The organism is Streptomyces sp. NPDC001515 (assembly GCF_053597115.1).
The window spans coordinates 59648-72224 of record NZ_JBSFHN010000008.1 but is presented as its reverse complement, the minus strand read 5'-3'; the positions used below and the strand labels follow the sequence as shown (position 1 = coordinate 72224).

The window sequence follows — 12577 nt, the reverse complement described above, 5'->3', positions numbered from 1 at the left end:
ACCACGCCATCCGGACCACCGACACCGAAGGGCCCCACCATGAGCACCCACCCCGTCACCTGGGCCGATGCCGCCGACGGCAGCCCGTACGACGTCGACAACCTGCCGTACGCCGTCTTCTCGACCGGGGACGCCGGGCCGCGTCTCGGCGTCCGCATCGGGGACCAGGTCCTGGACCTCGGCCAGGCCGCCGCCGCGCTGCGCCCCGAGTGGACGGAGCTGCTCGACGCCCCCGCGCTCAACCCGCTGATGGCCGCCGGACCCGCCACCTGGGCCGCCGTCCGCGCCTGGGCCGTGGAGCTGCTCACCGACACCGCCCACCGGGACCGCGTCCGGCTCGTCCCGCTGGAAGCCGTCACCCTGCACCTGCCGTTCCAGGTCGCGGACTACGTGGACTACTACGCCTCCCTCGACCACGCCGGGAACGTCGGCCGGATCTTCCGCCCCGACGGCGACGCCCTGATGCCGAACTGGCGCCATCTGCCCGTCGCGTACCACGGCCGCGCGGGCTCGATCGTCGTCTCCGGCACCCCGGTGCGCCGACCCTCCGGGCAGCGCAAGGCCCCCGCCGACCCGGCGCCCACGTACGGCCCCTCGCTGCGTCTGGACATCGAGGCCGAGCTGGGCTTCGTCGTGGGGCGCACGCTCCCGCTCGGCGAGCGCGTGCCGACCTCGGAGTTCACCGAGACGGTCTTCGGGGTCACGGGCGTCAACGACTGGTCCTCCCGGGACATCCAGGCATGGGAGTACGTGCCGCTGGGCCCCAACCTCGGCAAGTCCTTCGCCACCAGCATCAGCGCCTGGGTCACCCCGCTCGCCGCCCTGGAGCACGCCCGCGTCGAACTGCCCGGCCAGAACCCCGAGGTGCTGCCCTACCTCCGCGAGGAGGGCCCCTCGGGCTACGACATCGACGTGGAGGTCGAGGTCAACGGCACGGTCGTGGCCCGCCCGCCGTACCGGACGATGTACTGGTCGCCCGCGCAGATGCTCGCCCACCTCACGGTCAACGGGGCCTCGCTGCGCGTCGGCGACTTCTACGCCTCCGGTACGATCTCCGGCCCGGAGAAGGATCAGCGCGGCTCCTTCCTCGAACTGTCCTGGGGCGGCACCGAGCCCTGGACCGCCGGGGGCGAGAAGCGCACCTTCCTGGAGGACGGCGACGAGGTGGTGCTGCGCTACTCGGCGCCGGGCGCCCGGGGCCGCATCGGCCTCGGCGAGGTCCGCGGCACGATCCTCCCCACCGCCTAGCCGGACCCCACGACCTTCAGAGAGGTGTCATGACACCCCCGAACGACACCGAGAGCGGCGGCTCGCAGACCCTGGAGCGCGGACTCGCGATCCTGGTCGAACTGAGCCGCCACCCCGAGGGTCTGAACACCAGTCAGGTCGCCGCCGCGACGGGCCTCCACCGGTCCATCGCGCACCGGCTGCTGGTCTCGCTGCACCGCACGGGCTTCGCCTCGCGCGACGACGAGGGCCGCTACGCGGTGGGCCCGGCCGTGTCCGGGATACTCGGCGAGTCCGGTCCCAGTCTGCGCGTCGTCGCGGAGCCCGTGCTCCAGCGCCTGGCCCGCCAGGTCGACGCGACGGCGAGCCTGGTCGAGATCATCGGGACGGCGGCCGTCACCACGGTGGTGGCCGAACCGCCCACCGACGGACCGCTGTTCTGGTACCGCAAGGGCAGCCGCGACCCCATCGACAGCGGCTCCGGAGGGCTGGCGTGCCTGGCCTCCGGCCCGCCGCGCGCGGGCGAGCCGGAGCGGGTCCAGTCGATCCGCGAGGCCGGCTACATCTCCACGCACGGCGAGGTGAACGTCGGGGCGTACGGCATCGCCGCACCGCTCCCGGGCTGGCCGGTGCGCGCCGCGCTCAACGTCGTCACCGCGGACCCGGCCATCGCCGAACTGGCCGTGGCCCACGTCATGGAGGCGGTCGCCTTCCTCGGCACCCCGCGCGACCACCGCTGATCCCGGCTCCGCACGACGGCCGGCCCCCGCGCGTCCCGTGCGCGGGGGCCGGCCGTCGTGGCGTACTCACGGTCCCTGGATCCTGTCGCCCTCCGGGAGGCGGACGGTGAACGGGGCGCCGGTGCGCCCGCGCAGCTCCTCCGGATCGGCGCCGGGGGCGAGGCGGACGAGTTCCAGTCCGCGCGGGGTGACGTCGAAGACCGCGAGGTCGGTGATGATGCGCTGGACGACGCCGACGCCGGTCAGCGGCAGGGTGCACCGCTCGACGATCTTGGGGCTGCCGTCCTTGGCGTTGTGCTCGGTCAGCACGATCACCCGGGGCGTGCCCGCGACCAGGTCCATCGCGCCGCCCATGCCCTTGACGAGCTTGCCGGGGATGGTCCAGTTGGCCAGGTCCCCGTTGGCGGCGACCTGGAGCGCGCCGAGGACGGCGGTCTGCACCTTGCCCGCCCGGATCATCGCGAAGGAGGTGGCCGAGTCGAAGACGCTCGCCCCGGGCAGCAGCGTCACGGTCTGCTTGCCGGCGTTGATGAGGTCGGCGTCCTCGTCCCCCTCGTACGGGAACGGGCCCATGCCCAGAATGCCGTTCTCGCTCTGGAGGGTGACCCGCACCCCGGGCGGGAGGTGGTTGGCGACCAGCGTCGGAATCCCGATGCCGAGGTTGACGTACTGGCCGTCCCGCAGCTCCTCGGCGGCCGTCGCCGCCATCTGCTCACGTGTCCACGCCATCTCAGGTCTCCCGGGTCCGTACGGTCAGTTGCTCGATCTCCTTGGCCCGGGGCCGCGAGGCCACCACCCGGTGCACGAAGACGCCGGGCGTGGTGACCGTGTCCGGGTCCAGGAAGCCGTCCCCCAGCACCTCTTCGGCGTCGACGACGGTGACGGTCCCGGCGGTGGCGACCAGCGGATTGAAGTTGCGGGCCGTGAGGCGGTAGGTGAGATTGCCCTCGCGGTCGGCGCGGTGCGCGTGGACGAGCGCGAGATCGGGGACGATGGCCCGCTCCAGCAGATGGGTGCGGCCGTCGAACTCGGCGGTGGGCTTGCCCTCCGCGACCGGGGTGCCGACGCCCGTGGGGGTGTAGAAGGCCGGAATGCCCGCCCCGCCCGCCCGCAGCCGCTCGGCGAGCGTGCCCTGCGGCACGAACTCGACGTCGAGCGTGCCGTCCAGGTACTGCGAGGCGAACAGCTTGTTCTCCCCCACGTAGCTGCCCAGCACCTTGCGGACCTGACGCTTCTCCAGCAGCAGCCCGAGGCCCTTGCCGTCGACGCCCATGTTGTTGGAGACGATCGTCAGCCCCTGCACACCGGAGTCGCGGACCGCCTCGATCAGGTCCAGCGGATTGCCGCTCAGTCCGAAGCCTCCGACCGCGATGGTCAGATCGTCGCGGAGCAGCCCCTCCAGCGCCGCGGACGCGCTGGTGAACACCTTCGACATGTCCACTCCTTGTTTCCCGTCCATAACGTGGACGCTCTCCCACACCGTAGAGAGGCCCACGATTCCCCGGCAACAGCCTGGTGGGGTTTACTGTTCCGGACGGGGAAACCGCTCTGATCGTGAGCGCGTGACGCAGGACCGTCCACGATGTGGAGGATTCGATGGAGGGTGCCCAGGCCATCAGCAGGGCGGCGGCGCTGCTGCGGATCGTCAGCGCGGCGGCCGACGGGGTGACCACCGCGCAGGCCGCCCAGCAAGCGGGGGTCGCCCGGACGACGGTGCACCGGATCCTGTCCTCGCTCCAGGACTCCGGTCTTCTGGACCGGGACAACGGCACCGGCCGCTGGCACCTGGGCCCGGAGGTCTTCCTCATGGGGGCGCTGGCCGCGCGGCGCTACGACTTCGTGGAGACGGCGCGGCCCGCCGTGCGGGAGCTGGCCGACGAGACCGGCGAGAGCGCGTTCCTGTCGCTGCGTCGGGGCGACGAGAACGTGTGCGTGCTCCGGGAGGAGGGCAGCTTCCCGCTCCGCTCCTTCGTGCTCCAGGAGGGCACGCGCTTCCCGCTGGGCGTGGCCTCGGGCGGTCTGGCGATCCTGTCGTTCCTGAGCGACCAGGAGATCGACGCCTATCTCGGCCGCGCCGAGCTGACCGGGGACTGGGGCGAGGCGCACAGCGCGGACGCGATCCGCGAACGGGTGCGGCTGACGCGCACCGCCGGGTACGCGACCAATCCGGCGCTCGTCCTGGAGGGCAGCTGGGGCATGGGCGCCGCCGTCTTCGACCAGCACGGGCGCCCCGCCTGGGCGGTCAGCATCACCGGGGTCGAATCGCGGTTCCGCGACGCCCGGCGCCCGGAGCTGGGCCGGCTGCTGCTGAGGACGGCGCACCGGCTCAGCACGCGGGCGGGGCACGGCCGCACCCCGGCGGGCCGCTGAACCGGAGCCGTAGGGCTCAGTCCTCGCCCTCCAGCTCCCCCTCGGTCTCCAGGAACGCCTGCCGCAGCGCGGCCAGCACCTCGGGGTCGGGCTCGGCCCACATGCCCCGGGACTCCGCCTCCAGCAGGCGTTCCGCGATGCCGTGCAGGGCCCAGGGGTTGGCCTCCTGGAAGAAGGCGCGGTTGACCGGGTCGAGGACGTAGGTCTCGGTGAGCCTGTCGTACATCCAGTCCGCGACCACGCCGGTCGTGGCGTCGTAGCCGAAGAGGTAGTCGACGGTCGCGGCGAGTTCGAAGGCGCCCTTGTAGCCGTGGCGGCGCATCGCCTCAATCCACTTGGGGTTGACGACCCGGGCGCGGAAGACCCGGGAGGTCTCCTCGGTCAGGGTGCGGGTGCGGACGGTCTCGGGGCGGGTGGAGTCCCCGATGTACGCCTCGGGGGCCCGGCCCCGCAGCGCGCGGACGGCGGCGACCATGCCCCCGTGGTACTGGAAGTAGTCGTCGGAGTCCGCGATGTCGTGCTCGCGGGTGTCGGTGTTCTTGGCGGCGACGGCGATGCGCCGGTACGCGGTCTCCATCTCCTCGCGGGCCGGGCGGCCGTCCAGGTCGCGGCCGTAGGCGTAGCCGCCCCAGGTCGTGTAGACCTCGGCGAGGTCGGCGTCGGTGCGCCAGTCGCGGGAGTCGATGAGCTGGAGGAGTCCGGCGCCGTAGGTGCCGGGGCGGGAGCCGAAGATCCGGGTGGTGGCGCGGCGTTCGTCGCCGTGCGCGGCCAGGTCGGCCTGGGTGTGGGCGCGTACGTGGTTGAGGGCGGCGGGTTCGTCCAGGGAGGCGGCGAGGCGGACCGCGTCGTCGAGGAGGCCGACGGTGTGCGGGAAGGCGTCGCGGAAGAAGCCGCTGATGCGCAGGGTGACGTCGATGCGGGGGCGGCCCAGTTCCTCGGCGGGGACGGGCTCCAGGCCGGTGACGCGGCGGGAGGCGTCGTCCCAGACGGGGCGGATGCCGAGCAGCGCGAAGGCTTCGGCGACGTCGTCGCCGGCGGTGCGCATGGCGCTCGTTCCCCACAGGGAGAGTCCGACGGATTCGGGCCAGTCGCCGTTGTCGGCGCGGTAGCGCTCCAGGAGCGAGTCGGCCAGGGCCTGTCCGGTCTCCCAGGCGAGCCGGGAGGGGACCGCCTTGGGGTCGACGGAGTAGAAGTTGCGGCCGGTGGGCAGCACGTTGACCAGTCCGCGCAGCGGGGAGCCGGAGGGCCCTGCGGGGACGAAGCCGCCGTTCAGCGCGTGGACGCAGTGGTCGAGTTCGGCGGTGGTGCCGGCCAGGCGCGGGACGACCTCGGAGGCGGCGAAGGAGAGGATGTCGGCGACGGCCTGCGGGTGTCCTGCGGCCACGGTCGCGACGGCGGACCCGTCCCAGTCCGCGTCCTCCATCGCCTGGACCAGGGCGCGGGCCCGTTCCTCGACGGCGTCGGCGTCGGCGCGGACGGCGGCGGACTCGTCCAGGCCGAGGGCCTCGCGCAGTCCGGGCAGGGAGGCGGTGCCGCCCCAGATCTGGCGGGCGCGCAGGATCGCGAGGACGAGGTTGACGCGGGCCGGGCCGGTGGGGGCGCCGCCCAGGACGTGCAGGCCGTCGCGGATCTGCACGTCCTTGATCTCGCAGAGCCAGCCGTCGAGATGCATGATGAAGTCGTCGAAGCCCTCGTCCTCCGGGCGGTCCTCCAGGCCCAGGTCGTGGTCGAGCTTCGCGGCCTGGATGAGGGTCCAGATCCGGGCGCGGATCGCCGGGAGTTTCGCCGGGTCCATGGCGGCGATCTGGGCGTGCTCGTCCAGGAGTTGTTCGAGGCGGGCGATGTCGCCGTAGCTGTCGGCGCGGGCCATCGGCGGCACGAGGTGGTCCACGAGCGTGGCGTGCGCCCGGCGCTTGGCCTGGGTGCCCTCGCCGGGGTCGTTGACGAGGAACGGGTAGACGAGCGGCAGGTCCCCGAGCGCGGCGTCGGGGCCGCAGGCGGCGGAGAGTCCGGCGTTCTTGCCGGGCAGCCACTCCAGGTTGCCGTGCTTGCCGAGGTGGATCATGGCGTCGGCGCCGAAACCGCCGTCGTCGGCGCGGGCGGCGATCCAGCGGTAGGCGGCCAGATAGTGGTGCGAGGGCGGCAGGTCGGGGTCGTGGTAGATCGCGATCGGGTTCTCGCCGAAGCCGCGCGGCGGCTGGATGAGGATCAGCAGATTGCCCCGGCGCAGGGCGGCGAGGACGATGTCGCCCTCGGGGTCGCGCGAGCGGTCGACGAACATCTCGCCGGGCGGCGGGCCCCAGTGGCGTTCGACCGCCTCGCGGAGTGCGGCCGGGAGCGTGGCGTACCAGCGGCGGTAGTCGGCGGCCGGGATGCGGACCGGGTTGCGGGCCAGTTGTTCGTCGGTGAGCCATTCCCGGTCGTGGCCGCCTGCCTCGATGAGGGCGCGGATCAGCTCGTCGCCGTCGCCGGAGGCGAGCCCGGGGACCTCCTCGTCCCCGAAGTCGTAGCCCTCGGCGGCCAGGCGGCGCAGCAGGGCGACCGCGCTGGCGGGGGTGTCGAGTCCGACGGCGTTGCCGATCCGGGAGTGCTTGGTGGGGTAGGCGGAGAGGACCAGCGCGAGGCGCTTGCCGGGGTTGGGGATGCGGCGCAGGGTCGCGTGGCGGACGGCGATCCCGGCGACGCGGGCGGCCCGTTCGGGGTCGGGGACGTAGGCGGGGAGGCCGTCCTCGTCGATCTCCTTGAAGGAGAACGGGACGGTGATGAGGCGGCCGTCGAATTCGGGTACGGCGATCTGGCTCGCGGCGTCGAGCGGGGAGACGCCCTCGTCGTTGGCCTCCCAGTCGGTGCGGGAGCCGGTGAGGCAGAGCGCTTGGAGGATCGGCACGTCGAGTGCGGTGAGCGCGCCGGCGTCCCAGGACTCGTCGTCGCCGCCGGCGGAGGCGTCGGCGGGCCGGGTGCCGCCCGCCGCGAGGACCGTGGTCACGATCGCGTCGGCGGCGCGCAGGGCGTCGAGCAGTTCGGGTTCGGGGGCGCGCAGCGAGGCGACGTACAGCGGCAGGGCGCGGGCCCCGGCGTCCTCGACGGCCCGGCACAGGGCTTCCACGAAGGCGGTGTTGCCGCTCATGTGGTGGGCCCGGTAGTAGAGCACCGCGACGGTGGGGACGTCCGGGGCGGTGGCGCGGGGGGTGCGGTCCAGCGGGCCCCAGGAGGGTGCGGGGGCGGGGGGTTCGAAGCCGTGGCCGGTGAGCAGGACCGTGTCGGACAGGAAGCGGGCGAGCTGTTCCAGATTGGCCGGGCCGCCGTGGGCGAGGTAGGCGTGGGCCTCGGCGGCGATGCCGACCGGCACGGTGGAGGCGGCCATCAGCTGGGCGTCGGGGGCCTGTTCACCGGTGAGGACGACGACGGGGAGGCCGGTGGCGCGCACCTGGTCGAGCCCGTCCTGCCAGGCGCGGACGCCGCCCAGGAGCCGTACGACGACGAGATCGGCGCCGTCGAGGAGGCCGGGCAGGTCCGGGAGCGGGAGCCGGGAGGGGTTGGCGTGGCGGTAGGCGACCGGCCCCTCGGACGCGCGGGCGCTGAGCAGGTCGGTGTCGGACGTCGACAGGAGCAGGATCATGCGGCGTCGGGCCTTCCTCGGGGTGTCCACGCCCCGGGCGGTGTCGAGTTCTCCCCTGGCCCGGCCGGAGCCGGGTGCGGGAAAAGGGAGTTCCTGACTCACCCGGTCCGGGGACCGGGCTCACAGTGGCGGGACCGCGCCGGATTCGCACCGGGCTTCCTCCCCTGTCGCCGTCTGTGGCGACGACGGACCGGTGGGTCCGTCAGGGGGCATAGTAGCGACTGCGGGCGGGGCCGGGTCTGATGAGATGGTCGGTATGCTCGCCGCCATGCCCCCCTCACCCACCTTTTCCGCGCTGCCCGGCGATGCCTCCGGCGAGCCCGGCGGCGAGCGCCCCGGACCGCCTGCCGCTGCGCGTTCACGCAGGTCAGAGGCTGGTGACCGGTGTCCGGGCGCACTGCGACTGCACCGGGCGGACGATGGTGCGCTGGCCCGGATCCGGGTCCCGGGCGGGGTCCTGGATGCGGCCCGCGCGCGGGTGGTGGCGGAGGCGGCGGAGCGGCTCGGCGACGGTGACGTGCATCTCACTTCGCGGGGCAATGCGCAGCTTCGGGGGCTCGGCGAGGAGTGCGGCGGTGAACTCGCCTCCCTGCTGAGCGCGTCGGGTCTGCTGCCCTCGGAACGCCATGAGCGGGTCCGCAACGTGGTGGCCTCGCCGCTGTCCGGGCTGGACGGTCGCGGCGTCCGGGACGTCCGGCCGTGGCTGGACGCGCTGGACGCGCTGGTGTGCGCGAGCGAGGCGGCGGCCGGGCTCTCCGGGCGGTTCCTGTTCGCGCTCGACGACGGCCGGGGCGACATGGACGCGCTCGGCGCGGATGTGGCGCTGCGTGCGCTGGAGGACGGGGACGCGGCCCTGCGGGTCGGGCCCGGCCCGTCCGCGCTGCGGGTCCCGGACGCCGGGGCGCCCCGGGCCGCGCTGACCGCCGCCGAGGCGTTCGGAGACCTGGCACGCCCCAGTGGCGCCTGGCGGGTGGCGGACCTGGCGGACGGGGCGCGGACGGTGCTCGACGAGGTGGCGCGGCGGCTCCGGGCGGACGGCGTCCCGTTCACCCCGATCACCCTGCCCACAAACGAACGTGATGAGGTGTCAGGTTCGCCCGCGCCGGGCCTCGTGCCCGGTCCGGACGGGACGGTCGCGCTGTCCGTCGGGGTGCCGCTCGGGCGGCTCCGGGGCGCGCAGTGGCTGCTGCTCGCGGACCTCGCCGAGGAGCACGGTTCCGGCGAACTGCGGCTCACCCCGTGGCGCGGGGTGATCGTGCCCGGGGTCGCGGCCGGGCGGGCGGACGCGGCACTGGAGGCCCTGGCGGCGGCCGGTCTGGTGACCGCGCCCGGCTCGCCGTGGACGGGGGTCGGGGCGTGCGTGGGGCGGCCGGGCTGCGCCGCGTCCCGTGCGGACGTCCGGGCCGAGGCCGCCGCCGCGCTGGGGGCGGTGGGGCCGCTGCCGGTGTACTGGTCGGGGTGCGAGCGCCGGTGCGGCCACCCGCGCGGCACCTGGGTCGACGTCCTCGCCACGGGCGACGGCCACCGCGTCACCCGGGTCCGCGACGGCGTGCCGGACGCCCCCGTCGACGTACCCGCCGACCCGTCGGCCCTCGCGGCGGCGGTCGCGGCGGCCCGCGCCGACCGGAGCTGACCCCTCCCTCGCCCCGTGAACTTCCCCACCCCTTCCCTGCCCGATGAAGAGAGCGACACCACTGTGCACCAGTACGAGAAGGACGGACCGGCCATCTATCGCCAGTCCTTCGCCACCATCCGGGCGGAGGCCGACCTCACGGGCCTGTCACCGGAGGTGAGCCAGGTCGCGGTCCGGATGATCCACGCCTGCGGCATGGTCGACCTGGTCCGCGATCTGGCGTTCAGCCCGGACGTCGTGGTCCGGGCGCGGGCGGCGCTGCGCGCCGGGGCGCCGATCCTGTGCGACGTGGCCATGGTCGCCAGCGGGGTCACCCGCAAGCGGCTGCCCGCGGACAACGAGGTCGTCTGCACCCTGTCCGACCCGGCCGTGCCCGGACTCGCGGCCGACCTCGGCACCACGCGCAGCGCGGCCGCCCTGGAGCTGTGGCGGGACCGCCTGGACGGCGCGGTCGTCGCCGTCGGCAACGCGCCCACCGCCCTGTTCCGGCTCCTCGAAATGATCGAGGCGGGTGCACCGCGCCCGGCCGCCGTCATCGGGGTACCGGTCGGCTTCGTCGGCGCGGCCGAGTCCAAGGACGCCCTGGCCGCGCACCCGTCCGGCCTCGACCATCTGATCGTGCGCGGCCGGCGCGGCGGCAGCGCCATCGCCGCCGCCGCACTCAACGCGATCGCCAGCGAGGAAGAGTGAACGTGAGCGAGCGGAAGACCGGCCGGCTGTACGGAGTCGGGCTGGGGCCGGGCGATCCGGCCCTGATGACGCTGCGCGCGGTGGAGGCCATCGCCGGGGCCGATGTGGTGGCGTACCACAGCGCCCGGCACGGCCGCTCCATCGCCCGGTCCATCGCGGCGGCGCACCTGCGGGCCGACCACATCGAGGAGGCGCTGGTCTACCCGGTCACCACGGAGACCACCGACCACCCGGGCGGCTACCGGGGTGCGCTGGAGGACTTCTACACCGAGGCGGCGGCGCGGCTGGCGGCCCATCTCGACGCGGGGCGGACCGTGGCCGTGCTGGCCGAGGGCGACCCGATGTTCTACGGCTCGTACATGCACATGCACAAGCGGCTGGCCGACCGGTATCCGACCGAGGTGATCCCCGGGGTGACCTCGGTCAGCGCGGCGGCGGCCCGGCTCGGGACGCCGCTCGCGGAGGGCGAGGAGGTGCTGACGATCCTGCCCGGCACCCTGCCCGAGGAGGAGCTGACGGCGCGTCTGGCCGGGACCGACGCGGCCGTGGTGATGAAGCTCGGCCGCACCTTCCCCACCGTGCGGCGGGCGTTCGAGGCGTCCGGCCGGCTGCCCGAGGCCCGTTACGTCGAGCGGGCCACGATGGCCGGGGAGCGGCTGGGCGAACTGGCGGACACCGACGCCGCGTCCGTGCCGTACTTCGCGGTCGCGGTCCTGCCCAGCCGGGTCGGCGCGCCGCGTCCGGAGCGCGCCCCCGGCGGCGGCGAGGTCGTCGTCGTCGGGACCGGCCCGGCGGGGCCGCTGTGGCTCACGCCGGAGACCCGGGGGGCGCTGGCCGCCGCCGACGACGTGATCGGCTACACCACCTATCTGGACCGGGTGCCGGTGCGTCCGGGGCAGGCACGGCACGGCTCGGACAACAAGGTCGAGTCGGAGCGGGCGGAGTTCGCGCTCGATCTGGCGCGGCGCGGTCGGCGGGTGGCCGTGGTGTCGGGCGGTGACCCGGGGGTCTTCGCCATGGCGACCGCCGTCCTGGAGGTGGCCGCGCGCCAGGAGTACGCGGCGGTGCCGGTGCGGGTGCTTCCCGGGGTGACGGCCGCCAACGCGGCGGCGGCGCGGGCGGGGGCGCCGCTGGGCCACGACTACGCCGTGCTGTCCCTGTCGGACCGGCTCAAGCCGTGGGAGGTGATCGCGGAGCGGCTGCGGGCGGCGGCCTCGGCGGATCTGGTGCTGGCCCTGTACAACCCCGGCTCCCGCAGCCGGACCTGGCAGGTCGGCAAGGCGCGTGATCTGCTGCTGGAGCACCGCTCCCCCGACACGCCGGTGGTCGTCGCCCGGGACGTGGGCGGCCCGGCCGAGTCCGTTCGTACGGTGCGGCTGGCCGCGCTCGACCCGGCCGAGGTCGACATGCGCACCCTGTTGATCGTGGGGTCCTCGCAGACCCGCTGGGAACAGGGGCCCGGCGGCCGGCAGATCGTGTGGACGCCGCGCCGCTATCCGGAGACCTGACCGCCGAGCCCGTGCCCGCGCAGCCAGGCGAGGGCCCCTTCGGGGGTGCCGGTCGTCTCGACCCCCTCGGGGGCCGGCGGCCGGCGCACCACGACGACCGGGATCCCGGCCTCGCGGGCGGCCTCCAGCTTGGGCGCGGTGGCGGCGCCGCCGCTGTCCTTGGTGACGAGGACGTCGACGCGGTGGCGGCGGATCAGCTCGCGCTCCCCGTCCAGAGTGAACGGGCCCCGGTCCAGCAGGGTCTGCGTCCGGGCGGGGTACGGGGGTTCCGGGGCGTCGACCGACCGGACGAGGAACCACAGGGCGTCCAGCCCGGCGAAGGCGGCCAGCCCCGTCCGGCCGGTGGTCAGGAAGACCCGGCGGCCGAGCGCGGGCAGCGCCGCGGCGGCCTCGGCGAGGGAGCCGACCGGGTGCCAGTCGTCGCCGGCCACGGGCACCCAGCCGGGCCTGCGCAGCATCAGCAGGGGAACATGGGCGGCGGTGGCGGCGAGCGCCGCGTTCCGGCTGATCGTCCCGGCGAAGGGGTGGGTGGCGTCGATGAGCAGATCCACCCGGTGGTCGCGCAGCCAGGCCGCGAGGCCGTCGGCACCGCCGAAGCCGCCGATACGGACCTCGCCCGGCGGGAGCCGGGGCCCGGCGACGCGTCCGGCGAGCGAGCTGGTCACGGTGGTCGCGGCCGGGCGTGCGGCGGCCAGCAGTTCGGCGAGCCGGCGGGCCTCCGTCGTACCGCCGAGGATCAGAACGTGCATCGATTCCCTCCGGGAGCGGCCCCAGCGGTACCGGTCTCCCC

General features: G+C 74.7%; 10 protein-coding genes and 1 riboswitch. Of the genes, 6 read left to right on the top strand and 4 right to left on the bottom strand.

Going from position 1 to position 12577, the window contains the following annotated elements:
* The first annotated feature begins 39 nt into the window (after positions 1-39).
* Positions 40-1248: a fumarylacetoacetase gene (gene fahA, locus ACWCXC_RS11385; protein ID WP_450888247.1), complete on the top strand. Its 1209-nt coding sequence runs from the start codon at positions 40-42 to the stop codon at positions 1246-1248.
* Between the two features lie 29 nt (positions 1249-1277).
* Positions 1278-1967 carry an IclR family transcriptional regulator gene (locus ACWCXC_RS11380; protein WP_450681135.1) on the top strand — a complete coding sequence of 230 codons (690 nt, stop codon included), beginning with the start codon at positions 1278-1280 and terminating at the stop codon, positions 1965-1967.
* Positions 1968-2033: 66 nt separating this feature from the next.
* Here the strand turns inward: ACWCXC_RS11380 and ACWCXC_RS11375 are convergent, their stop codons facing one another.
* Together ACWCXC_RS11375 and ACWCXC_RS11370 are read right to left on the bottom strand one after the other, a co-directional pair.
* The gene (locus tag ACWCXC_RS11375) at positions 2034-2696 is read right to left on the bottom strand and encodes a CoA transferase subunit B (RefSeq protein WP_450888245.1); all 663 of its coding nucleotides are present in this window, start codon (positions 2694-2696) and stop codon (positions 2034-2036) included.
* A 1-nt stretch (position 2697) separates the two neighbouring features.
* Entirely contained in the window at positions 2698-3402 is a 705-nt protein-coding gene (locus tag ACWCXC_RS11370; RefSeq protein WP_450681137.1) for a CoA transferase subunit A, read from the bottom strand.
* Positions 3403-3563: 161 nt separating this feature from the next.
* Between ACWCXC_RS11370 and ACWCXC_RS11365 the strand changes: the two genes are divergently transcribed.
* Positions 3564-4337: an IclR family transcriptional regulator gene (locus ACWCXC_RS11365; RefSeq protein ID WP_450888243.1), complete on the top strand. Its 774-nt coding sequence runs from the start codon at positions 3564-3566 to the stop codon at positions 4335-4337.
* A gap of 16 nt (positions 4338-4353) precedes the next feature.
* Here the strand turns inward: ACWCXC_RS11365 and cobN are convergent, their stop codons facing one another.
* Positions 4354-7956, bottom strand: coding sequence for a cobaltochelatase subunit CobN (gene cobN, locus ACWCXC_RS11360; RefSeq protein WP_450888241.1), 3603 nt, complete (start codon positions 7954-7956; stop codon positions 4354-4356).
* Positions 7957-8043: 87 nt separating this feature from the next.
* A riboswitch (cobalamin riboswitch) is annotated at positions 8044-8142 on the bottom strand.
* A gap of 70 nt (positions 8143-8212) precedes the next feature.
* Here cobN and cobG point away from each other — a divergent pair.
* The 3 genes from cobG to ACWCXC_RS11345 all read left to right on the top strand — a co-directional run bounded on the left by cobG (position 8213) and on the right by ACWCXC_RS11345 (position 11787).
* A complete protein-coding gene (gene cobG, locus ACWCXC_RS11355; protein WP_450888239.1) occupies positions 8213-9589 on the top strand; it encodes a precorrin-3B synthase in 1377 nt (458 codons plus the stop codon).
* 63 nt (positions 9590-9652) lie between these two features.
* Positions 9653-10279 (top strand): precorrin-8X methylmutase, encoded by a 627-nt coding sequence (locus ACWCXC_RS11350; RefSeq protein ID WP_450681200.1) that lies wholly within the window; start codon positions 9653-9655, stop codon positions 10277-10279.
* Complete coding sequence (locus tag ACWCXC_RS11345; protein WP_450888237.1) at positions 10276-11787, top strand: precorrin-2 C(20)-methyltransferase; 1512 nt, start codon at positions 10276-10278, stop codon at positions 11785-11787. Before ACWCXC_RS11350 ends, ACWCXC_RS11345 begins: the two co-directional genes overlap by 4 nt.
* On the opposite strand, the gene ACWCXC_RS11340 is transcribed toward ACWCXC_RS11345, so the two are convergent.
* Positions 11772-12536 (bottom strand): cobalt-precorrin-6A reductase, encoded by a 765-nt coding sequence (locus ACWCXC_RS11340; protein ID WP_450888235.1) that lies wholly within the window; start codon positions 12534-12536, stop codon positions 11772-11774. The two genes, ACWCXC_RS11345 and ACWCXC_RS11340, sit on opposite strands and share 16 nt — an antisense overlap.
* Between the last annotated feature and the right edge of the window lie 41 nt (positions 12537-12577).